17 protein-coding genes are annotated in these 23,540 nt (G+C 59.5%); 3 read left to right on the top strand and 14 right to left on the bottom strand.

The features are described 5' to 3' along the window. Nucleotides 1-143 precede the first annotated feature (143 nt). Nucleotides 144-1,139 (bottom strand): putative metalloprotease CJM1_0395 family protein, encoded by a 996-nt coding sequence (locus tag FIV03_RS10150; RefSeq protein WP_152509477.1) that lies wholly within the window; start codon nucleotides 1,137-1,139, stop codon nucleotides 144-146. A gap of 172 nt (nucleotides 1,140-1,311) precedes the next feature. On the opposite strand from FIV03_RS10150, the gene FIV03_RS10145 reads away from it, so the two are divergent. Together FIV03_RS10145 and FIV03_RS10140 are read left to right on the top strand one after the other, a co-directional pair. Continuing rightward, on the top strand, nucleotides 1,312-2,115 hold the full coding sequence (locus tag FIV03_RS10145; protein ID WP_152509476.1) for a creatininase family protein: 804 nt from the start codon (nucleotides 1,312-1,314) through the stop codon (nucleotides 2,113-2,115). A 228-nt stretch (nucleotides 2,116-2,343) separates the two neighbouring features. Beyond that, on the top strand, nucleotides 2,344-3,282 hold the full coding sequence (locus FIV03_RS10140) for a LysR substrate-binding domain-containing protein (protein WP_152509475.1): 939 nt from the start codon (nucleotides 2,344-2,346) through the stop codon (nucleotides 3,280-3,282). A gap of 272 nt (nucleotides 3,283-3,554) precedes the next feature. On the opposite strand, the gene FIV03_RS10135 is transcribed toward FIV03_RS10140, so the two are convergent. Next, nucleotides 3,555-3,857, bottom strand: a complete 303-nt coding sequence (locus tag FIV03_RS10135; protein WP_077291702.1) for a LuxR C-terminal-related transcriptional regulator — start codon at nucleotides 3,855-3,857, stop codon at nucleotides 3,555-3,557. A 131-nt stretch (nucleotides 3,858-3,988) separates the two neighbouring features. Here FIV03_RS10135 and FIV03_RS10130 point away from each other — a divergent pair, with 131 nt between their 5' ends. After that, nucleotides 3,989-5,428 (top strand): helix-turn-helix transcriptional regulator, encoded by a 1,440-nt coding sequence (locus FIV03_RS10130; RefSeq protein ID WP_152509474.1) that lies wholly within the window; start codon nucleotides 3,989-3,991, stop codon nucleotides 5,426-5,428. A gap of 274 nt (nucleotides 5,429-5,702) precedes the next feature. Here the strand turns inward: FIV03_RS10130 and FIV03_RS10125 are convergent, their stop codons facing one another. The 12 genes from FIV03_RS10125 to FIV03_RS10070 all read right to left on the bottom strand — a co-directional run bounded on the left by FIV03_RS10125 (nucleotide 5,703) and on the right by FIV03_RS10070 (nucleotide 23,447). Further along, a complete protein-coding gene (locus FIV03_RS10125; RefSeq protein ID WP_152509473.1) occupies nucleotides 5,703-7,322 on the bottom strand; it encodes a GMC family oxidoreductase N-terminal domain-containing protein in 1,620 nt (539 codons plus the stop codon). Nucleotides 7,323-7,580: 258 nt separating this feature from the next. Further along, the gene (locus FIV03_RS10120; RefSeq protein ID WP_152509472.1) at nucleotides 7,581-9,092 is read right to left on the bottom strand and encodes an FGGY-family carbohydrate kinase; all 1,512 of its coding nucleotides are present in this window, start codon (nucleotides 9,090-9,092) and stop codon (nucleotides 7,581-7,583) included. Then, the gene (locus tag FIV03_RS10115; RefSeq protein ID WP_152509471.1) at nucleotides 9,085-9,927 is read right to left on the bottom strand and encodes a class I fructose-bisphosphate aldolase; all 843 of its coding nucleotides are present in this window, start codon (nucleotides 9,925-9,927) and stop codon (nucleotides 9,085-9,087) included. Before FIV03_RS10115 ends, FIV03_RS10120 begins: the two co-directional genes overlap by 8 nt. Further along, nucleotides 9,918-11,645 carry a glycerol-3-phosphate dehydrogenase/oxidase gene (locus FIV03_RS10110; protein ID WP_173013978.1) on the bottom strand — a complete coding sequence of 576 codons (1,728 nt, stop codon included), beginning with the start codon at nucleotides 11,643-11,645 and terminating at the stop codon, nucleotides 9,918-9,920. The genes FIV03_RS10115 and FIV03_RS10110 overlap by 10 nt, the downstream gene beginning before the upstream one ends. A 60-nt stretch (nucleotides 11,646-11,705) precedes the next feature. Beyond that, a complete protein-coding gene (locus FIV03_RS10105) occupies nucleotides 11,706-12,701 on the bottom strand; it encodes an aldo/keto reductase (RefSeq protein WP_152509470.1) in 996 nt (331 codons plus the stop codon). Continuing rightward, nucleotides 12,691-13,671, bottom strand: a complete 981-nt coding sequence (locus tag FIV03_RS10100) for a sugar-binding transcriptional regulator (protein WP_055661135.1) — start codon at nucleotides 13,669-13,671, stop codon at nucleotides 12,691-12,693. The genes FIV03_RS10105 and FIV03_RS10100 overlap by 11 nt, the downstream gene beginning before the upstream one ends. Before the next feature lie 26 nt (nucleotides 13,672-13,697). Beyond that, nucleotides 13,698-14,642 (bottom strand): ABC transporter permease, encoded by a 945-nt coding sequence (locus tag FIV03_RS10095; RefSeq protein ID WP_075284065.1) that lies wholly within the window; start codon nucleotides 14,640-14,642, stop codon nucleotides 13,698-13,700. A 71-nt stretch (nucleotides 14,643-14,713) separates the two neighbouring features. Next, nucleotides 14,714-16,231 (bottom strand): sugar ABC transporter ATP-binding protein, encoded by a 1,518-nt coding sequence (locus FIV03_RS10090; protein WP_152509469.1) that lies wholly within the window; start codon nucleotides 16,229-16,231, stop codon nucleotides 14,714-14,716. A gap of 115 nt (nucleotides 16,232-16,346) precedes the next feature. After that, the gene (locus FIV03_RS10085) at nucleotides 16,347-17,363 is read right to left on the bottom strand and encodes a substrate-binding domain-containing protein (protein WP_152509468.1); all 1,017 of its coding nucleotides are present in this window, start codon (nucleotides 17,361-17,363) and stop codon (nucleotides 16,347-16,349) included. Between the two features lie 539 nt (nucleotides 17,364-17,902). Next, entirely contained in the window at nucleotides 17,903-19,642 is a 1,740-nt protein-coding gene (locus tag FIV03_RS10080) for an OFA family MFS transporter (RefSeq protein ID WP_152509467.1), read from the bottom strand. A 402-nt stretch (nucleotides 19,643-20,044) separates the two neighbouring features. Next, the gene (locus FIV03_RS10075; RefSeq protein WP_152509466.1) at nucleotides 20,045-22,066 is read right to left on the bottom strand and encodes a HAMP domain-containing sensor histidine kinase; all 2,022 of its coding nucleotides are present in this window, start codon (nucleotides 22,064-22,066) and stop codon (nucleotides 20,045-20,047) included. Further along, nucleotides 22,059-23,447 carry a sigma-54 dependent transcriptional regulator gene (locus FIV03_RS10070; protein ID WP_023003722.1) on the bottom strand — a complete coding sequence of 463 codons (1,389 nt, stop codon included), beginning with the start codon at nucleotides 23,445-23,447 and terminating at the stop codon, nucleotides 22,059-22,061. The genes FIV03_RS10075 and FIV03_RS10070 overlap by 8 nt, the downstream gene beginning before the upstream one ends. Nucleotides 23,448-23,540: the final 93 nt, after the last annotated feature.

Below are 23,540 nucleotides of genomic sequence, written 5' to 3'. Positions count from 1 at the left end.
AGGGAGCCGTCTTTCTGTCACGCAAGTGCCAGCCTGACAAGCTTCATTCCGGGTGAAATGAGCAGCGCCTTAAACCAGTTTCCGCGATAGGAAAAAATGCCTGCAGCCAGGTCTCGATTCTACGCGGGACCAGGCTTGCCTGCTCAAGTGGCCAGCCCGGACAGACGGGACTGGATTTCATTGGTCCGCTCCACTGCGGACTGATAGGCGGAAATGGCTGCGGCAGTTTCTACCCGGACGCTGTCCCCGCTCGTTCCGCCAGCATTCTCGGCACTATCTGAGCCGTCAGAATTGTCCCGGCCAGTCTCGTTGCCGGTACCAGCAGCTTCAGGATCGGAACCGGAGGTGGCATTGACATTCCCATCGTCATCATCCCCGGACAGTTCTTCCGACTTCTTCTGCCGGACTTCTGCCTGCGCTTCGGAAATCTGGGCCCTTGCCTGCTGCGCCACCTTCAGATCCTGGGAAGACGGATCGGCAGGTGCGGTCGCAGCGCGAATGACGACCTGCATCTTGCGGATCGTGGCTTCCGGTGTGCGCTCCTTGGAGGTGTCGATCTGGACCTCGCCCCCTATGGCATACCGCTTGCCATCCGGTCCCTGCTGAAAGGTGTAGCTGGGCGCCCCTGCGTAAGCACCGCCAACACGGGCGTGTGCCTGCTCATGGGCACGGACTTCCTGGTCCCGCTGCTTCAATTTCTCGACCTGCTTTTCCTCGGCCTGGTCAAGGCCGTCGCCATCTGGATCTTCGTCCTTTGCAGCATCATCCTGAGCCTGGCCAGTGCCTCCACTGGCGGCTTCGGCCTCCGCATCAGCACTGTCGCCAGCAGGCGCCGAATTTGCGGGTGTTCCGGTCTCGGTCTCTTCGCTCTCGGGAGTTCCAGGTGCAGTTGCCTGGCGGGATCGACCTGGCGCATCGGCAGAACCGTCGGCTTCCTGCAGGGCGATCACGGCTTGTGCGGTCAGGGTCGGCGTATTGCCGGCACGGGCAGAGATTGCCTGGGCACTTGCCTGGCTTGCACGCGCAGAAGCCTGGTCCCGGCCCTGGGTATTTTCCCCAGAACCAGGATCGCGTTCAGCCGCGACACCGCTTCCTCTCAGGATCGTTGCCGGCGTATTTGACAGGATTGCGCCGATCATGGCGCGGATTGTCCCAAAATGGCGTCAGCAAATTCTAAACACCGGTTAAGAATCCGGCATCATAAGTTCGTGAAGACCCACTCGCTCAATGGCCGTTCTGCTGCCGCCTCTTGCCTGCCCGGACACGCTATGCAAAGGAGAAAGTGACGTATCTTCAAAGCGGAACGGATCCATGCTGCCCAAGCCGTATTGGCAAGACATGACAACTCTCGACTTTCAGTCGCAAGGAGTTGAAGACTGGATCGCGGTTCTTCCCGTTGCAGCCATCGAACAGCACGGCCCGCATTTGCCACTGTCCACGGACACGACGATTGCAGAAGGTCAGGTCAAGCGGGTACTCAAGCTTCTGCCCTCTGGTCTGCCTGTCACTTTCCTACCCGTACAGGCCGTCGGCAAATCGGACGAACACATCTCTTCACCCGGCACATTGACCCTGGCCTGGGACACGGTCACACGCGCCTGGCTAGAGCTGGGTGAAAGCGTCGCTCGTGCCGGAATTCGCAAACTTGTGCTGATCAACTCCCACGGCGGCAACGTTCCTGTTCTGGATATCGTGGCGCGGGAGCTGCGCGTAAAACACGACATGTTCGTCACCGCCACCAACTGGCTGCGGTTCGGTCAGCCCGACGGGCTGTATGCCGACGAGGAATTCACCTACGGCATCCATGGCGGCGACATCGAAACATCACTGATGTTACATCTGCGTCCGGATCTTGTTCGCATGGAGCTCGCTACCGATTTTCCCTCGGAACAGCAAACATACCTGCAGGAATTCAAGCATCTGCGTGGCCACGGCAAGGCCCAATACGGCTGGAAGGCGCAGGACCTGAACATAACGGGCGCACTCGGCAACGCCTCGCTTGCCACGGCCGAAAAGGGTCGGCAATCGCTCGATCACGCGGCACGCGGCTTTATCGAGCTGCTTGAGGACGTCAACACCTTCGATCTTGCAAGGCTCTGGTCACCGGCACCTTGAGACCAGCCGGAAATCGTCTTTAGCTTGTCGGGACGGCTTGAGCTTACGCGAAGGTAAGCATTCGATTTCGTAATATAGCAATATTACGGACTCGAGACTGGTATTATTCGCGCTTATTGAGCTAAACCCACAAGAATACACAACAATTCTCTGCATGTGTTGACCTGCACCTGTTTAGGCGACACATTAATCAGTGTGGAGATTTGAGAGGGCGGTTCTCGCAGAACCATGAATCTTTCTATTCGGCAACTGGCGACCTTTCGAGAGGTCATGCGAAGTGGCTCGATTTCTGAAGCCGCGCGCACGCTTGGCCGGACGCAACCTGCAGTCAGCTCCACAATCGCGGGCCTTGAAACCGAACTGGAATTGAAACTGTTCGTTCGCGAGCAAGGCCGTCTGGTTCCGACACCGGAAGCGGAATTCTTCCTGGAAGAAGCGGAAGCCATTCTCAAGCGGCTGGAAATTTCCAAGCGTACCCTGCGCGGCCTTGCCAACCGGGAACACGGCCAACTGCGGGTCGCAGGCATACCGGAAGCGACGGCCGATTTCCTGCCCAACAGCCTGTCGAAGTTCATTGCCGACAAGCCGAGCGTCAAGGTTGCCCTGGCCAGCAGAACCTCAGCCGAAATCGAGGAACTGATCGCCGCGCAGCAATTCGATATCGGATTTGCAGAAACACCGAGAGCCCGAAATTCCTTCGACCAGATCGACTTCGACCTGGAATGCATGTGCGCGATCCCCGCGACCGATCCACTGGCTTCGAAGGAAGTCATTACCCCGACTGAACTGGATGGATACCCTTTGGCGCTGCTTCATTCAGAACATCGCAGCCACAGGCAGACACTCGCCCGTTTTCGCGATGCCGGTGTCCGCTTCAACCAGCGCTTTGAACTTCAGACGGCCTGGCATGGGCTCCGCTTCGTAGAAGCAGGCCTCTGCGCCCTGATGTGCGACATGATCACGGCCTACAACGCGCAGGAAAAAGGTCGGCTCGGCATGGGCCCGCCCATGATCGTCTTTCGTCCGTTCCGGCCGCGCATACAGAACAGCCTGTCGATACTCACACCGACCCACCGGCCGATTTCCATTGTCGCCAAGGACTTTTGCGACTTCCTCGCCGCGGAGGTGGAAAGCATCCGCACATCCATGATCAAGCGGACAGCCTGATACTTTGCCTGAAACATTCGGCTCGTAAGTTCAGCGATGTCGGGAAGCAGGTTTTCGACGACCAAATGCAAGCGACTGACGGCGGTCCCGCCGTCAGACAGGCTGCGGTTCGCATTTATTTTTTCGCGATATTCCGCAGTCGATGGGGCTTGCACAATCTGTCAGACGCACGCCTGATCAAACAAAGTCGAGCTCCGTTATTTAAGCTCGGCCCAACTCCGGACACCCACAGGTTTCTGGCTGGATGTCCGGAAGGCTGGTCTGTGACCAGATCAGGCGGCTGCGTTCTGGAAAATCGCGCTGTTGGCAGCGACGATCGCAACCGCATTGGTGCGATTTTTCGCCCCGAGACGGGTGATGGCATTGCGGATATGCGCTTTGACGGTCGCAATCGACACGTCCAGCTCATAGGCAATCTGCTTGTTCACCTTGCCTTCGCACAGCTTCACCATGATTTCCAGCTGGCGCGGCGTCACCAGGTCGGTGAGGTTGATCGGCCAACGGATGCCTGCGGCGAACGGGCCGGCGCTACCATTGACTGCGGAACTTGTCGGCAAGGCGAAATGAGCGGTCATCACTATGTTCCTTGGGTTTGTATTCCTCCGTGGTGGCAGGACTTTTCATGATTATCCGGCTATTGTAAAATGTTAAAATGCGTACTGCATAATGTTAAAGTTTCGCAATTTGATCCTGAAGGAAGCCAAGCGTGAGCAAAAAACTCTATTCTGGCCACACGTTGAGGCAAATCCGCTCGGATTTCGGCCTGTCCCAGGTGGACTTTGCCAAGAAAATCGGCCTGTCCACCGCCTATGTAAACCAGATCGAAAACAACAACCGCCCTGTCACCGCCTCGGTGTTGCTAACGATTAACAGGATCTTTGGCGTCGATCTGTCGGCCTTCGAGCAGAACGACCTCGACCGGGTGGTGCAGGATCTCCAGGAAATTTTCGCCGACACCCAGTTTCTGACGGCTTCCGTCGGCCGGCAGGAAGTGCATGAACTGGTCACTCGGGCACCAGGCGTCACCAAGGCGATCATGGATCTTTACGGCGCGCTGCGGACCTACCACGACCGGGAAGCGAACGAGGACGATCTGGTCCAGCTCGGCGGCAGTCCGGAAAGCGGTCCCGGACCTCGGAAATCCGCTTATGAAGAGGTCCGCGACTATTTCCACTACATGGACAATTACGTCGACAGCATCGACCGGGCCGCGGAGAAGCTCTCGCTGGAAATCGGACTTTCAAAAGCCCCTTCGAAGTTCACCGCCCTGACCACCTGGCTTCAGGAACGCTTCGGCATTTCAGTCACGGAATTTCCGGACTATCGAGGCACGTTGATCCGTCAGGACGATTTCGCCCGCACCATCGCGCTCTACAGTGCCATTCCGCAATCGACCAAGAGCTTCCTGCTTGGGTCAGTCGTCGCCGAACTGTGTGTGCGGGACCTCATTTCGGAAGAGGTCACCAGGGCAAGGTTCAAGACCAAGTCGGCGGAAAGCATCGCGCGGCTGGCCTTGCGGAACTATTTCGCGGGCGCCTTGATCCTGGCCTATGACGACTTCCTGAAAACCGCTGCGGAAACGCGGCACGATATCCAGCTTCTGTCCAACCGGCTGGACGCCAGCATCGAGACCGTCTGCCACCGTCTGTCGACCCTGCAACGCCCCGGCGCCAAAGGTCTGCCGTTCTACTTCGTCAAGATCGACCGGGCCGGCAACGTCGTCAAACGCCACAGCGCAACCCGGTTTCAATTCGCCCGATTCGGCGGCTCCTGCCCGCGCTGGAACGTCCATCAGGCCTTTGAACAGAACTCCAACAAGTTCACCTCGCAGGTCGCCCAGATGCCTGACGGAGTACGCTATCTTTGCGTGGCGACCAGCATCACCAAACACCAGCCGGACTACCGCAGCGGCGAGCGCCGCTACGCGCTTGGTATCGGCTGCGAGGTGCAATATGCCGATGCGGTGGTCTATGCCGACGGGCTTGCGGTCGACGAGATCTCCTCGCCCGAGCCTATTGGCGTCAACTGCCGCATCTGTCCGAGGGACAATTGCGACCAGCGCGCCTTCCCGGCTGTCGACAAGGAACCTTTCATCGATTCAGGCCAGCGCGGTATCGTTCCGTATCGGGTGAAGGCGGCGGATTAGGTATGAAATTTCAGAAGCTTGCCGGACACGCCGCAAGCAGCTCAATTCAGGTTTGCTCAGCTTAAGTTAGCTCGACTCAGTTCAGCCCAACCAACTTCCCCCTCATCCTGAGGAGGACCGTCAGGTCCGTCTCGAAGGATGGGCCGCTTGCCCAGAATATGCCGTCCATCCTTCGAGACAGCGCTGACACGCTTCCTCAGGATGAGGCAGTGGGTGGGCAACGTTCAGGGAGGCTCACAAGGGCCACCGTCGATTTATTCCAACCCAAAAAAGCTCAGGCCCGTTGCTCCATCCGGATCATGTCAGCGGCCTTTTCCGCGATCATCACCACGGGCGAAGCCGTGTTGCCGGAAACGATCTTCGGCATGATCGAGGCATCGATGACCCGAAGGCCGTCGAGACCGCGAACTTTCAGCTGAGGATCGACGACCGACTGTTCATCCGGACCCATCCGGCAGGTTCCGACCGGGTGGAAGATCGTGGTGGCAATATCGCCGACCTTTTTCAGAAGATCCTCGTCGCTGGCGACCTGAGGCCCCGGCAGGATTTCCTCCGGCTGGTAGGCCTGCAAGGCCTTGGCCGTCATGATCTCCCGCGCCTGACGTACGGACTTGAGGGCAATGAGCTTGTCCTTTTCCGCCGACAGGTAATTCAGCTTGATGTCGGGTTGCTGCCCACTATCACGGCTCTGAATATGTGACGCACCAACGCTTTCCGGACGAAGGTTGCACACCGAAACCGTGATTGCCGGGAACGGATGCAGCGGGTCGCCGAGCTTGTCGGTCGAGAGAGGCTGGACGTGATATTCGAGATCCGGCGTTTCAAGCGACGGATCGGACTTGGTGAACATGCCGAACTGGCTGGGTGCCATCGACATGGGCCCGGATCGCATCAACCCGTATTGAAGCGCAATCGAGGCTTTTCCGAAAAGACTGTTGGCCATGGTGTTCAGGGTCTTGGCGTTCTTGACCTTGTAGACCGTTCGGATCTGAAGGTGATCCTGAAGATTTTCACCCACTCCGGCGCGTTCATGCTTCACCTCGATGCCGTGCTGCGACAGCACCGCGCCATTGCCGATGCCGGAAAGCTCCAGGAGCTTGGGTGAATTGATCGCGCCCGCAGCCAGCAGAACTTCGCGCTCCGCCCGCGCGGTCCTTTCCTGCCCCTTCACGGTGAAGGTAACACCGGCTGCGCGCTTGCCTTCCAGCAGGATCGACTTGGTTTCGGCATGGGTGATCAGGCGCAGGTTCGGCCGTTTCAGTGCCGGGCGAAGGAAACCTTTCGCTGTGTTCCAGCGAACGCCGCCATTCTGGTTGACCTCAAAGAAACCGCTGCCTTCGTTGCTGCCGTCATTGAAATCCGCACGCGGTTCGACACCGAACTCCCGTGCGCCTTTCTGAACGGCTTCGAGGATTTCCCATTTCAGGCGCTGCTTTGAGACTTTCCACTCACCGCCACCGCCATGCAAACCTGACTTGCCGGCATGATGGTCTTCCGACTTCAGGAAATAGGGCAGCACATCATCCCAGGACCAGCCGACGTTGCCAAGCTGACGCCAATGGTCGTAATCCGCCGCCTGGCCGCGCATATAGATCATGCCGTTGACGGACGTGCAGCCACCCAGAACCTTGCCACGCGGATAGACCAGGCTGCGTCCGTTGAGGCCCGGCTCGCTGGCTGTCTTCATCATCCAGTCGGTGCGCGGATTGCCGATGCAAAAGAGATATCCGACCGGGATATGTACCCAGTGATAATTGTCCGAACCGCCCGCTTCCAGAAGCAGCACCTTGACCGAAGGATCCTCGGTCAGCCGGTTTGCCAGAACACAGCCGGCCGTTCCGGCCCCGACGATCACATAATCGTAGGTTCCATCGAGTGAAGTCGGACCGCTCATGTCGTTTCCCGTTTCCTGCCCATTTCCCGTCCGCAGTCTTTCCTGCTGCGATCCAAACTTCGATGATCTGCATCATGCCGGACCAGGCAATCTTCCGCCGGCACTGATGAGACCCTTTAACACCCTCATCCTGATCAGGTTTTATGTTTCTTCGCAAACTCGAAAAAAGACATATGTGGGTGCTCGCCGATGCGAATTCGCCCGGCTGTTTCACTCACACTAGAAGATCCTGACGTTTCGGCAATTCCTCCAAGAGGACTATTCGTCCATGACATGCATATCGGCCCAGAAGGACCGAAGAGCATCCGTCAGTTTGCAGTAGGTCCGGTAGCGCCGGTCGTAGTGCGATTTCATCGCAGCCACCGGCAGGTATTCCTTCTGCGCCCTCGTCATGGCTGCAACAGCCGTCTCGTAATCGGCGAAGAGACCGACACCAACACCGCCTCCAATGGCCGCGCCCAGCGCACCCGTCTCACGAGCTTCCGCAACGGTGATCGGAACGCCCAGGCAATCGGCGAACATCTGCGGCCAGACCGGGCTGCGTGACCCGCCTCCAGAGAGCACTGCCCGGTCGAACGTGACACCGGTTCTCCCGAGCACCTCGATATGGCGGCGATGTTCAAAGAGAACCCCTTCGAACAAGGCCCGCAGCAGGTGCCCTTCAGAATGCCAGCCGGCGAGACCATAGAACCCGGCGCGGAAGTCCGCCCCAAGCCGCGAGCCGTAAAGGAACGGGTGAAAGAACGGGTCGTCCGCCGCGGGCGTGACTTCCGCGATCCTCGCGTTGCAATAGCCGAACGGATCGTCGTGATGTTTCCCGCGCTCCACCAGCTCTCGCACATACCATTCCAGGTTGGCGGCCGATGTTGCGCTCGATTCGATATTGACGAACCGGCCGGTGGCAAAACCCGAGGCCATGAACATCGCCTTGTCGACGATCGGTGTCTCCGAGAAGACCTGATTGATGCTCCAGGTGCCCGCAATGATCGAGGCTTCGCCGGGATGGACAACGCCCGACCCGAGCGCACTGGCGATCACGTCAAAATAGCCGCCGACAACCGGCGTCCCTTCCTTCAGTCCGGTCGCAGCCGCGGCTTCGGCCGTGACATGCCCGGCAACATCCGCCGGTTCGACCAGATGCGGCAGCATCGGCTCTGCCTCGCCGAGGCCATAAAGTTCCAGCAGCTCCCTGTCGTAGAGATTGTCCGGCAACCTGAGCAAACCGCACCCCGACATGTCGGAAATCTCGCTGACGCGCTCTCCGGTCAGCTTGAAGGTGATGAAGTCCTTGCACAGGAGCACGGTTCCCGTCTGGGCATAAAGATCCGGCCGGTTGTCCTTGATCCAGGCAAGCAGCGTCGGGGTCTGGGACGGCCACGGCTCCTGCAGACACAGGGCGTGCAGCCTGTCGCCATGCGCCTCACGCAATTTGCCTGCAAGATCCGCGGCGCGCGTATCCAGCGACTGGATGCCCAGCAGTGGCTCATGGTCCTTGTCCAGCAGGTAAAGACCGTTGCCGTGCCCGGCGCAACCAACCGCCGCGATCTGCGAAGGCTCGACACCGGCTTTCTCAAGGCACTCCCGGATCACCGTTTGCGCATTGCGCCACAACTCGCCGAGGTCACGTTCAACATGTCCGGGAGCAGGTGAAAACGATTGACCGTCCAGCGCGCTCATCGCCACCTGGCGGCCCGCCAGATCGAACAGGACAGCCTTGATCACCGTGTTGCCGGCATCAAGCCCCAGCAGATAAGTCCTGTCGTCAGCCACGGTTATAGATGTCCCATGCTTCGTCACCGTCGGCACCGTTGTGGATCATTGCCATGAGTGCCGCAACCACCGCTTTCGGGTTGTCGTGCTGATAGATGTTGCGGCCATAGACCATGCCCTTGGCACCCTGGCGCATCAGTGCAGCGGATTTCCGGAGAACGGTCTTCAGGTCTTCCTTGCCGCCACCACGCACCAGAACCGGAACGCGCGCCGCTTCGACCACCCGGTGGAAATCTTCCGCGTTGTCGGTCGGGTCCGCCTTGATGATGTCAGCTCCCATCTCGCTTGCCAGCCGGACCAGTGTCACGATCTTGTCTGCGTCGCCATCAACCTGATAACCACCCCGGATGTCGTTCGGCAGCATCACCAGCGGCTCGATCATCAGCGGCATGCCATACTTGTGGCAGGCTGCGCGCACCTTTGAGATATTCTCCACGCATTGGCGAAACAGCTCCGGCTCGTCCGGCAACATGAACAGGTTCACGACGACACAAGCCGCATCCATTTCCAGAGCCCCGATGATCGGCTCGTCGGCATTCTGCAGCAGCGACCACATCACCCGGTGGCGCTGGTCATTGTAGGGGTTGCCCATGTCGATGCGCATCACCAGCGCCGGCTTGTCCTTCTCCGGACGCGACTGCAACAGATCCGCCTGGCCATAGGCCATCTGGATCGCATCAGGCCCGGCCCTGACCAGGGTGTCGACAACACCGGCCATGTCTTCCAGGCCAACCATGAAGCTCGGTTCGTTGCACACGCCATGATCAACGGCAACATCCAGGCAGCCACCGTGGGTGAACATCCGGTTCATCCGGGCTTTGGGGCTCAAACGCATATTCTGCTCCTGCTTGTGTCTTGGTTCCGGCGATCTTCAAACGAGACGCCGTGATAGGTGGAAAGGTCTTCGATCAGCCGGTCGCGCTGAAGCCCACACTCTGCGTCGGACCAGCCGAGTTCTTCACCGGCGATTGCCGCCAGCTTGTCGAGCAGCTCTTCACTCATCAGTCCCTGGATGGCGAGTGTCGTCCGCCGCAACACGATGTCGGCAAGGGTCACCACGCTTTCGCGGGAGGCGAGGAAGGCGATTTCGGCGGCAGTGATTTCCGTCTCCGGCGAAAGCGCCTCGTCGTCCGGCCGGCCCTGGCAAAAGGCCAGCAGCTCCGTCGCCGTGGTGCCATAGGTCGCCACCAGGTGCGCGGCGCGCGCGGGGCCAATGCCATGGTTCGAGATCAGGTCGCGCTCCAGGATCACGGCAGCATCAGGAAAATCCTTACCGCCACCGATCGGGCGCGACAGGGTGCCGACCTGCCTGGTCCGGCCAAGTTCGCTGAGCACTTCGTCCGTCGCCTGTTCGGCAAAGGCACGGAACGTTGTCCACTTGCCGCCGATCATGCAGATCTGCGGAACGGGTCCTTCGATACGCTTGGTAAAATGGCCCCTGGAAATCCGGCCGGTAAAATCATGATCGCTTTTCGGCAACGGCCGAATGCCGCTGTAACTGAAAACGACATCATCCGCATTGAAGTCGATCTCCGGAAAGACCAGCCGGAGCGAGCCCAGAATGTAGGCTTCTTCTTCCGGCTCACAGCGCACACGTTCGGCCGTCTTGACGCGGATATCCGTCGACCCGGCCAGCACCTTGCCGAAGAACGGAAAGACAATGCAGACCCGGCCATCCGAATTCTCGAAATAGACCATATGGCCGCCAAGCGCCTTCTCCAGCGCCGGATTGTCGAGAATGAGATGCGATCCCTTTGTACCCGACACCAGGCGTTCGTGGCTGGAATTGCCGGCAAGCTCATCAATGGCATCATCCAGCCAGGCGCCAGTGGCATTGACGAGGATCTTCGCCGAGATCTCTTCCGTTCGGCCGCTCACCTGATCACGCACAACAAAACCGCTCCCGGCCGGCTCAAGACAGGCATAGTTGAGGGCGACACAGTCGGGAGCCACCTCTTCCACCTCCCTGACCAGTTCCAGACCGAGCCGCTCCGGGTGGCTGATCCAGGCATCGTGATAAGTGGCCGAACACCGGATGGCACCGGTCAGGCCCGGCCAGGTATCCCGGGTCGCCTTCGCTCCGCGGAAACGGTGTTTCGGCAACAGCCGGCGTTTGCGTGTCACCCAGTCATAAAGCGTCAGCCCGAGCTTGATCGGAACCGCTCCCCGGCTGGATGGCTGACCCGAAAAGCCGAAGAAACTTGCCGCGCTGTTCAGGAGCCCGGAAAAGAGCGATCCGATGGGAATGACGGTCGGCAGCGGATGGACCAGATGGGGCGCATTGACCAGCAGTGCGTCGCGTTCACGCAGGGATTCGCGCACCAGATCGAACTCGCCGTTTTCCAGATAGCGCAATCCTCCATGGATCATGCGCGACAAGGCAGAACTGCACCCCGAGCAAAAGTCGTTCCGTTCCACCAGCAGCACCCTGACACCCTGCAGCGCCAGATCCCGGTAGACCCCGATCCCGTTGATACCGCCGCCGACGACAACGGCGTCGAAGGCGCCGTCACGCGCGATACGGTCCCATTTTCCTTGCCGTTGTTCGGACATGCCTTCCCCGTTCACCGGACGGATGCCCGGTGCCCTTTCCAATCTCAATTTCGAAGTCTCTTAAGCGGCGAGTTCGGTCAGATGGGTCGCGGCGGCATCGCCGATGAGCCCGATTTCCTCACTGGTCAACCTGAGGCGCCCCGCCTTGGCATTCTCCCGCGCCTGCTCCGGATCACGGGCTCCGCACAAGGAGAAGGTGATGCCCGGCTGCTGCAGCGTCCAGGCGATTACCACCTGGGCCTTGGTGGCTCCATGGGCCTCCGCTATCGGCGCGATGGCATCCATCAGCCTGGCAACCTTGCGGCGGTTTTCGACCGAGAACCGCGGGTTGTCCTTGCGCTGATCATCACCTTCGAAGGTTCTGTCAGGACCGATCTTGCCCGTCAGAAGGCCCAGCGCCAGCGATGAATAGCTCAGAACTGAAACCTTTTCCTTGAGGCAGAGCGGCACCAGGGTCTCCTCGATGTCGCGCTTGATCATCGAATATTCTTCCTGGATCGCGTCCAGCTGCCCTGCAGCCACATAGGCTTTCACATCGTCGGCGGTCGTGTTGCTGGCACCGATGGAGCGGATCTTGCCCTGGGTCTTCAGGCTTTCCAGCGCCTCCATGGTTTCCGCAATCGGCGTGGTCGGATCCTGCCAATGGGTGATGTAGTGATCGATGTAATCGGTCCCAAGCCGCTTCAGGCTCTGCTCTACCTCATGGACGATCGCATCCTTGCCGAGATACCGGTGCACCGGCTTGCCGTCGTAATCAAAGAAGTGATTGCCCTTCTGGGTGTGCCAGACGAGACCGCATTTGGTTGCCAGCACCACCTTTTCGCGGCGGCCCGCAATCGCCTTGCCGACAATCTCCTCCGACAGCCCCTGGCCATACGCCGGTGCGGTGTCGATCAGGCTGATGCCTTCATCGATGGAAGCCTGAATTGCGGAAATCGACTTGGCTTCATCCGTGCCGCCCCACATCCAGCCGCCAATGGCCCAGGTGCCGAGCCCGATAGCCGACGCCTCGATGCCTGAACGTCCGATCTCGCGTGTCAGCATTTCATGCAACATTCTGTTTGCCTTCCATGGTTGCAAGGACCGCTCCCGCGGTGTCCTCGTCCAAGATGAGTGAATTCAGATAGTTTCCGTTGAGAACGGCCCGGATCGGCCAGATCTTTTCATCGCCCGAGGTCACCCCGATGACGCGCTTGAAGCGCCGCAGCTCTTCAGGCGCCAGTGCGACCAGCCGCGAATTGAGGGCGTAGTCGGCAACCGTCCCGTCCTGGCGCATCAGGTAGGCCAGGAATTCGGCGCTGACGCCACTGCCAACCAGCATCTTGCGGTCCGATTCAGGCATCGGATGCAGATCGTAGTAACTCGACCCGGGCGTCGCGATGGATCCGATGCCGACCAGAGCGATCGTTGCCTGCCGTGCCAGGTCCAGGACCTCGCGAATGGAGCCGACTTCCATCAGCATGTCGCGCTGTTCCCGGCTTTCGGCAAAGAGTGGCGCATGAAGCTGCAGTGCCTTGCCGCCGAGCTTCTCGGCCATCAGGCTGGCCTGATGATTGACATCCGTGTGGTACTTGCCCTGCACACCTCCGGTGAGCGGCACCACGGTGACGTCGAACTTCCGGTCGGTCTCGATGTTCTGCACCACCGCACCCACTGCCTTGCCGCCTGTGATGGCGATGATGTCACCATCGCGGATGGTCTCCACCAGATGGTTGGCTGCGGCAAGCCCGACCTGCTTCAGCGTCGTGTTCGGGCTGCCTTCGACGGACGATGTAACGAGCGCTTTTGAAAGCGGCGTCGATTGTTCCAGCAGGTTTTCCAGATCCGTCAACCGCTGGAACGGGTTCTCGATATCGATCTTGATCATGCCCATCTTGCGGCCCTGGGTGATCAGACGGTTCACCTTGGACGTCGACAGGTTGAGCAGTTCGGCGATTTCCGACTGTTTCTTGCCTTCCAGGAAATGCAGCACGAGAACCGTGTGCATCTGGCGCATCAGCTCGATATCGTTTTTCTTGTCCGCCATCTGGTTGCCTCTTCGCTGGAGCCGGGTCAGGCGCGTTTCTTGACGAGATAGTGGTCGATGGAGACCGCCGCCAGCAGGATCGAGCCGCGGATGATGTCCTGCCAGTAGACCGAGACATCCAGAAGCGCGAGCGAGCTGGAGACCACCGACAGCAGCACCGCCCCCAGGATTGCCCCGAAAATGGTTCCCGAACCACCCTTGAGGCTCGCCCCGCCGATAACGGCCGCCGCAATCACGTTCAGTTCCATGCCGATGCCGAAGGTCGGCTGGGCAGAGCCGAAGCGAGCCATGTAGATGATGCCGGCCACACCACACAGAGCCGAGCAAAGGGTGGTCGTGAAGAACACCACGCGCTTGGTGCGGATGCCGGAATAGGCTGCGGCCTTCTCGTTGCTGCCGGTATAGAACACCTTGCGGAACATCGTCGTGCGGCGTAGCAGGAAGTCGAAGCCGATCACCACCACAAGGAAGATCAGGATCACGACCGGGATCGGTCCGATGGACCCCTGGCCGATGAACTTGAACTCGGGCGGCAGTGTGAACAGACCGAGCGGACGCCCGCCCGTGCCCAGAAGACATGCCCCCCGGGCGATCACCATGATCGCCAGCGATACGATGAAATGATGAAGGCCGACGCGGGTGACAAAGAACCCCATGAACGCCCCGATGGCCGTACAGGCGGCAATCGAAATCGCCGACGCGGCCCAGGGGTCGACCCCGTTCAGGAACAGCCAGCCGGCAATCACCATGGCCAGCGCTGTCACCGAACCGACCGAAAGATCGATCCCGCCGGAAATCAGCAGGATGGTCATACCGACCACCACGATGCCTTCCACCGCAAAGGCCATGACCATGGCGCGCATGTTCACCCAGGTCAGGAAGTAGGGCGAGGCGAAGGACATCACGATGAACAGCACAAGGATGATCGCGATCAGTCCCGTTTCACGCATGCGCAACAGTTTGCGGATCATCGATACGTCTGCCGGTTTGCCGTTCGGCGCGTCTGTCAGGGAGACGGCGTCTTCCATGGTTTCCCCCACGATTAGTTTATGGTTGCCTGGGCGCCCACGGACGCCAGGTGCATTATGTTTTCTTCGGTCATCTGATCGCCCGTGACTTCGCCGCTGATCTGTCCCTCCCGGACGACCAGCACACGGTCACAAACGCCGATCAGTTCCGGCAACTCCGACGAGATCACCAGAATGCCGACCCCGCTGCTGGCGAGATTGCGCAGGATGCGATGGATCTCCGCCTTTGCGCCGACATCGACACCACGCGTCGGCTCATCCAGGAAGATCAGCTTCGGATTGACCGACAGCATTTTCGCGATCGCAACCTTCTGCTGGTTGCCTCCGGAAAGCGATGACACCGGGTCCGACAGCGAGCCACATTTGAGATTGAGACGCTTGCCAAGCGTGTCTGCCTGCGCCTCCTCCCGGCTTCCGGCAATCAGACCGAAGGAATTCGCCACCTGTTCCGGCTTCAGGGCGGAAACATTGGCGGCAATGGACATATCCAGAAAGATGCCGTCACCCTTGCGGTCTTCGGACAGATAGACGATGCCCTCGGAGATGCTGTCGCGATAGGTCTTCAGCGACAGCTTGCGGCCATTGAGCGAAACCTCCCCGGTCACGTCGCCTTCAAGCCGGCAGATGCCCTTCACGATCTCGCTGCGCCCGGCGCCTATCAGCCCGGCAATCCCGAGAATCTCGCCCTTGCGGAGCTGAAACGAGACATCCTTGAAACGCGTGCGTTCACTCAGGTTCTGAACGTCCAGAATGATATCGTCCGTCTTTTCGCTTTCGGACTGCTTGCGCGGGTAAAGCTCATCGATCACCCGGCCGACCATGGCATTGACCACGTCATCGGGCTGGATCTCCGCAACATTGCGGGTCGTGATGTAGGTGCCGTCCCGGAAAACGGAGACCCGGTCGCAATTGTCGAAGATCTCGACCATGCGATGGGAGATGTAGATGATCGAGATGCCCTTGTCGGCAAGACGGCGCATGATCTTGAAGAGGATCTGCGCTTCTTTCTCTGTCAGCGCCGCGGTCGGCTCATCCAGGATCAGCACCCGGCAATCGAGTGTCAGGGCCTTGGCGATCTCGACGAGCTGCTGGTGGGAAATCGACAGATCCCGCACGAGTGTTGTCGGATCGATGTCGCCAAGCTGGCCCAGCACTTCAGCGGCCTTCTTTTCAAGCGCACGATAATTCATCAGGAACGAACGGCTGACATTGGTCGTCGCCATGAAGATGTTTTCGGCAACCGTCACATCGGGGCACAGGGCAATCTCCTGGTGAACGAAGCCGATGCCGAGCTTCTGCGCCATCGCCGGAGATGAAATGACCACCGGTTCGCCATCGAAGCGGATTTCTCCGCTGTCCGGCTGCAGGATGCCGTCGATGATATTCATCAGCGTCGATTTGCCGGCACCGTTTTCCCCGGCTAGCGCATGGATCTCGCCCTTGCGCAATTCGAAACTTACCCCCTTGAGCGCCTGCACCGGCCCGAAGGATTTCGAGAGGTTGGAGATCTTGAGGATCACATCGTCAGTCATGACAGGGCCGATTTGCTCGCAATTCCGTAGAAGGAACGGGCTGCCTGATCTGCTGCATCGACTGCAGGCAGCCCGCCGTATCACCCGGGGCTCTCCAGGAACCCCGGTCTGTTCATCAGCTCGGGTCGCGGCCTTCCATGTAGGCGTTGAGGTCGAAGCTGTCGGCGTTTTCCTTGGTGATCACGGCAAAGCCGTTGTCGACGTAAGGGATCTGAACCGGATTGTAGCCGGACACCTTGTAGTCGTTGAACGGATCGAACACGTCGGAATGTGCGGCCAGGAAGACGGCCATGAAGCCCATGAACCCCTGCATGCCCTGGTTCGGATTCAGCGCCATGTGGATGTTGCCGGCCTTGATGTGCTCAAGTGTGGTCGGCGTTACATCGGCATGCATGATCAGCACTTTCGCTTCCGCTTCCAGCACCGCTGCGACAGCTCCTTCCGCTGAACCTGCTTCCGGGATCCAGAGAGCGGCAAGGTTCGGGTTGGCCTGAAGGATAGAGGCCGTTGCCCGGTAGGCGGCATTGCTGTCCTGGTTGGTCGCCTGGCGGCCGACCAGTTTCATGTTCGGGTAGTGCTCTCCCATGTAGTCGAGCAGCGCGGTCACGCGCAGATCGTGGTTCGACTGACCCGGGTTTTCGAGAACCGCATATTCCCCGCTGTCACCAACCTGCTTGACGATTTCTTCGGCGGCAAACTTGGCTTCGGCAAGGTTGTCTGAGGTGATATAGGCACTGCGCTTGGACTTCGGAGAATCCGCCGCGAAGGTCACGACCTGCGTGCCGTTGTCGACGGCCCGGTCGATCGGCTCGATAAACGGATCGGACTGCATCGGGTGCAGCAAGACGCCAGCCGGCTGCTTGACCATGTCCTGCTCGAAGGATGCGATCTGCTTGGTGATGTCATAGTCCGGCGTGCCGGAGAAGATCGTCTCGCAGCCGAATGCGGACGCAGCCTGCTTGAAGCCCTGATAGACCGGCACCCAGTAGGGATGGCCGGAAACCATCACGTTCATGATGTAGGTTTCGCCCGGCTCGCATTTCAAACCATCTGCCGCGGCCGGAGCTGCGGTCAGAACTGCAGCCGACAGCATGGTCGACGCGAGAATTCCCTTGAAGATAGAAGTGCCCATGGTTTCCTCCCTGGACCAACGGGCTGCCAACCGCGAACGGTCGAATGCCCGATGGGTGATCGATTTCAGATTGTCAGGACATCCAGTCTGCGTTCCTCTCAACGCAGGGAGCCTGACGCTGCTCCTCCCGGTCTTGCAGGTCAGCCTGTCAAAGAGACTTGCTTACTGCAAGAAATTTCAAACACTGGTTTTTATCCCAGTGAGACCATGGATAAGGGCAGCCCCCGAAAGCCGTCAAACTGTTTTGGTATTTATTTCCTTTTCTGAAATTTATTTCAACCAGTACCTCAAATGAGAACTTGCCGCGCGAAGACCCGGAAGAGAACACAAGCCATTGAGAGAAAATATCTTTTCGTGACAGTCATTGCACCTGACCACTTGAAATCGCTCACCATGGACGTGGCGGGAAACTGACGGAGCGCCCCTGTCGGGGCCGAAATCCGCCCCCCAGTCCCTGAGCATTGTGATGCATATGAACACAAAAAAGGCCCGGAAGCGGAAGCTTCCGGGCCGGTTGGTCGTGACGGCAGAAGCCTTGATCAGGCCTTCGCCGGCTCCGCACCTTCCGGAACCGGGCTGGTCCCGTCGGCGCCGGCTTCCATGTGATGCTTGTCGTGCACCGGCTTCACCAGCGAGTTCGCGATCAACGCGATCACGAGCAAGCCCGCCATGGCATACATGGTGGTGTTGTAGAGGCTCGGCGTGGGATCCACCGTGCCGGCCGGAGCGATTTCCATCAGCCGGGCAACGGTCACCGTCTTTGCGGCCACCAGCTGGTCGAGCTGATCGACACCCGCGCCGAATTTCTCGGCAAAGGCACTCGGGTCCACCTTGGCGGCAAGATCCGTGATCGCATTGTTGAGGGACATGTTCCGCAGCTGGGTGATCGCCAGCGGCCCAAGAACGCCTGCCGTACTCCACGCCGTCAGCAGACGCCCGTGGATACCACCGACATATTTGGTGCCGAAGATATCGGCGAGATATGCCGGGATGGTCGCAAAGCCGCCGCCATACATCGTGAAGATGATCATGGTGGCTGCATAGAACATCACGAGCCAGGTGACGGCCGGATTGACGCTCACCTGTTCTGCTGCAAACGGAATCGACAGGTAAAGAATGATCCCGAGCACGAAGAAGCAGTGGTAGGTGTTCTTGCGGCCGATGAAGTCCGAGGTGGAAGCCCAGAAGAACCGCCCGACCATGTTGAAGACAGAGATCATGAACACGTAGGTTGCCGCAAAGGCCGAATTCACGATCAGCGGCAACGTGGTGCCGAAGATTTCTGTCATCATGGTCTTTGCAACGCCGATCACGCCGATACCCGCCGTCACGTTGAAGCAGAGCACGATCCACAGCAGATAGAACTGCGGTGTCTTGAGCGCCTGATCGATGTGAACGTTGTTGTGGGTGATCATCTTGCGGGACGCAGCATCGGCAGTTGGCGGTGTCCAGCCGGCCGGACGCCAGCCTTCGCGCGGAACCCGGTAGGAGAAGGCCGCGATGATCATCACGACCAGATAGACGATGCCGAGCGTGAAGAAGGTCCCTGCAGCCCCGGTGTTGCCGGTACCGACCACATAGATCCCCTCCTGAAGCGCAACGGGCGCTGCTGCCACCTGCTTGGCGCCTGCGATAACCACTTCCACCATCTGGCCGTTGACTTCCGCAAGGCGCTTGCCTCCTTCGGTGATCAGGGCAACAGATCCTTCAGGACCCAGGTAGTCCGGTGCCTTGTAGAATAGACCGAGCAGATATTCCTTGATCGGCGTTGCGATCATCGCTCCACCGCCAAAGCCCATGATGGCCATGCCGGTGGCCATGCCGCGCCGATCCGGGAACCACCGGATCAAGGTGGAAACGGGTGACACGTACCCAAGCCCCAGACCGCAGCCGCCGATCACGCCGTAACCGAGGTAAAGCAGCCAGAGCTGGTGCGTCATGATGCCGAAGCCGCCGATGATGAAACCGCCACCCCAGCAGATGGCGGCAACGACGCCGACCATGCGAGGGCCGACTTCCTCAAGCCACTTGCCACCAAAGGCAGCTGCAAGCCCGAGAAACACGATGGCAACGGAAAAGATCCAGACGACCGAAGACAGGCTCCAGTCTTCCGGCGCTGCGGCAACCACACCGAACTGTTTGATCAGAGGCGGGTTGAAGATGCTCCAGGCGTAGACGGAGCCGATACAAAGATGGATGGCGATGGATGCTGGCGGAACCTTCCAGCGGTTAAATCCGTCCTCTGCGACGATATGTTCCTTTTTCAACCGATCAAACATGCACTTATTTTCCTCCCATGCACGGTTGTCGGGCATTCCTCCGGGAAGGTGCCGGTCCCTTTGCGGCCGGCCTGTCATGTCTCCCCCGGTCCGGCAAGACAAAGCCGGATGCCCCGCTCCCGGCAGACGCGGACCTGTCGAAGCCTCCCGCTTCAGGTCCGCAACGCAGGAACGGTTGTACCGTCCCGCGCCTTCCGGCAGCTCCTTGCTGATGGCAAGTTCGGGGCCAGTTTCTTTTCTGTTGAATTTCAGACAGTTAGATTTTCAGGAAGAAAGGTGAGTGGACATTTTGTCCACATTCAAAAGTTGTTTTCCGGCCGTTTGGGACAATCTGTCCGGAAGCCCTTGACCAGGCAAACAGCATTTTTGCCGGGGCAACTCAGAGGCGACCCGCCCGAAACGTCAAACGCTTTCAGGCAACCAGATTGTGAAAACGGTCCCGGTCCCTTCGATGCTCTCCACCTTGATATCACCGCCCTGACGGCTGACCAGCGTCTGGGTAATCGAAAGCCCCAATCCGGTGCCCTGCCGGCTTTTTGTCGTGTAGAAGGGGTCGAATATTCGCGCGATAACATCCGCGCTCATGCCGACACCGGTGTCCGAAATCTCGATCGACACTCCGGCGACATCTTCCTTGTTCATGTCCCAGGTTTTCATCGTCAGCGTACCGCCGCCGGGCATGGCATGGATGGCATTGACGATGAGGTTGATCAGCACCTGCTGCAGTTCCGTCCGGTTCATCAGCACCAGACGGGAGGCAGTGGCCTCGCGAACAACCTCGATATCGGTCTTGCGCAAGAGATGGCGAACCAGCGGAAGACAATCCGAAATCACCTCGTCCGGTGCGTGCCGATCGGCATAGCCTGCATATTCGTCGGGCTTGGCGAACTGCAGCAGCTTCATGACGATCTGGTTGATCCGGTCGACCTGCTCGTCGATCAGGCGGATTTCCGTACTGGCAACCTTGGCATGGTCGCCGAGCAGCATGCGCAGCACTTCCAGATTGCCCTGAATCACCGCAATCGGATTGTTGATCTCGTGGGCAACACCGGCGGTGATCTCGCCGATGGCGGCAAGCTTCTCCGACATGATCAGTTGCTTGGTGGTGTCTTCCAGCTGCCTGTTCGCCATCTTGAGATCGCGCGTTCGTTCCTCTACGCGGGTGTTCAGCTCCTCGTTCCAGGACCTGAGCTGCCGGTCGCTTTCCTGAACCAGGTCGAGCAGATGATCGAGATGCTGGGCGACACGCGCAATCTCGTCACCACTGCCTTCGGACCGCGTGCGGGCGCCAAGGTCTCCCTTTTCGACGCTGGCAATGGTGTCCGTCATCTTTTCCAGTGGCTTGAAAACGCCGCGAGCCCACCTCAGGAACAGCGGCACGCTGCCGGCGGTCACGACAAGGAACCCCAGCAGCAGCGCGACCAGCGTCGCCAGCTTGGCTTCCCGGAACGGCGTCTCCAGAAAGCCGACATAAAGCATACCCACCCGCTCGCCGAAACTGTCGGTGATCGGTTCATAGGCCGAAATGTACCAGTCGTTGACGACGAACGCGCTGTCCAGCCAGACCTGCCCCTCGCCCAGCACCTTCTGGCGAACGGCGGCGGACACCCTCGTCCCAAGCGCGCGCTTGTCTTCGAACAGACGGACATTGGTGCTGACGCGGACATCTTCCAGAAACAGCGTCGCGGTGCCCTGGCTGCCTTCGGGAAGACTCGCCTCGCGGTAGACGAGATCGTTTATCGTGTCGATAAAGACGAGGTTCTGGTTGAGCAGGATGCCGCCGACCAGAGCTGCCACGGGCGCTCCCGGCACGGTGACCGGGCTTGCGGAGTGAACCACCATGCCGCGTGTTTCCGCGGCCCTTTCGGTCGGCACGGCATTGGGTGTCGGGACGAGATCCAGGCGGGCCCGATCTGCTAGTGCCGGAGAAATCGCCGTCAGGTCACCGGCTTCGAAGATATCCACACTTGTTGTGGCAGATCCTGCAAAGGCCTGTTCGATGACCGGCCAATCCTTGGAGACCGGCGGAACGGCACTTGGCGGAGAGGCAGCCTCAACTGTCCTGTCCTTGCGCACGACATACAGAAAATCGAGACCCAGTTCCTCACGCCGCCGCTCCAGCAACGCTGCCAGAAGTGCGGTATCACCACTGTCTGCAACGTCGCGAAAGGAGGCCGACTGGCCCAGCGCATCGATCTTTTCACCCGAATTTTCCAGAATCCTCGAAAAGTACTGATGGGCAATGGTCAGGTCGCCATTGACCTTGGTGATCAACAGGGAGTCGAACTTCGCGTTCCAGCGCACCATCGCCCAGCCGAGAAAGAGTGGCAGAACCACAAGTGTCGGCAACAGGGCGATGGCCAGTAGCCTGACTCTGACGGACAGGCGGCTTCCCGATTTCCGGCGTCGTCTCTCCTCAGCCATTCCAGTCCATCAGCTTCCTGTCGATGGTCTTGCGCGAAATGCCGAGCCGCCGCGCCGCTTCGGCACGGTTTCCACCGGCTTCCTCGAGCACCATCAGGATATGACGCTTCTCCATGTCCTGCAGCGTTTCCCCGCCGGGCAGCAACAGGCTCTGCGTACTGTGGAACTCCGCCGGAAAGCGTCCAAGGATCAAGGTTCGTTCGATCGTGTTGCGCAGTTCGCGAACATTGCCCGGCCATTCATAAGCCAGCAGCCCGGAGACGACCTCATCGGTAAACGGTACCGGCGGCATTCCAAGCTGAACGGACAGCTTCTGCATGAACAGCGACGCAAGTTCACGGATGTCGTCGCCACGCTCGCGCAGCGGCGGCATTTCAAGCTGAAGCACGTTGACCCGGTAGTAGAGATCCGCCCGGAACCGGCCCTCCTCCACGGCCTGCTCCAGATTTGCGTTGGTCGCAAACACGAACCGCAGATCGACAGGCACTTCACGCTCGGACCCGACCGGCCGAATTTTGCGATCTTCGATTGCCCGCAGCAACTTGCTCTGCAGTGCCATGGGCAATTCGCCGATCTCGTCCAGAAACAGCGTGCCGCCATGCGCATGCATGAACAGGCCGTCGCGGCTGGACCCGGCGCCGGTGAAAGCGCCTTTGAGATGCCCGAACAATTCAGCTTCGATCATGTCTCCGGGAATGGCGGCGCAATTGACCGGCACGAAGGGCTTGTCCGCCCGATCGGAAAGATCATGAAGCGACCTGGCCGCGACTTCCTTTCCGGTTCCGGATTCCCCCGTGATCAGAACGGATGTCGGCAGTGGCGCGACACGGGAAATCGTTTCGCGGATCTCGCCGATCTGGCGCGAATGTCCGATCAGCTTGTCACGCAGAAGAAGATGGTCGGATGTTGCCTGCAATTGGTGGCGCAACAGCTGGTTTTCCCGCAGCAGCGTGACCCGGTCGAGACATCTGGCAACCGCGTTCAGCAGCTGGTTGGACCGGAAGGGCTTGAGGATGAAATCCACGGCACCTGCCCTCAAGGCCTGGATCGCGGTTTCCAGATCCGCATAGGCTGTCATCAGGATCGCATCGGCGAAAAACCCGATCCGCCGCTGTTCGCCAAGCCATTCCACACCGGATTTGCCTGGCATGATATTGTCGAGGATCACCACGTCATAATGGTGGGTATCGAGAAGCGCCGAGGCCTCGACCGTGTCGGCGGCCTGCTCGATGCGTTTGCAATAAGGCTCGAGTGTGCGGACCAGAAAATTGCGCATGCCAGGCTCGTCGTCGACGATCAGGATCGACGCCTGCGGCAGCCAGGGACCGAACTCCGGCTGTGAATCTGCCTCTTCAGGACGTTTGGAAACACCGCTCTTCATAGCCCCTCCCCGGCAGTTTCATCCGTTCTTTTGTCATGGTCCATCCTCCGGCCCGGAGCATTGCATATTCCAGTATGCAATGTCTTCCGGAGA

The sequence above is a fragment of the Labrenzia sp. THAF187b genome, assembly GCF_009363375.1.
In the GTDB taxonomy this organism is placed as follows: domain Bacteria; phylum Pseudomonadota; class Alphaproteobacteria; order Rhizobiales; family Stappiaceae; genus Roseibium; species Roseibium algicola.
Note: the sequence above shows the minus strand (reverse complement) of the source record. Positions and strands in the feature narration are given on the sequence as shown.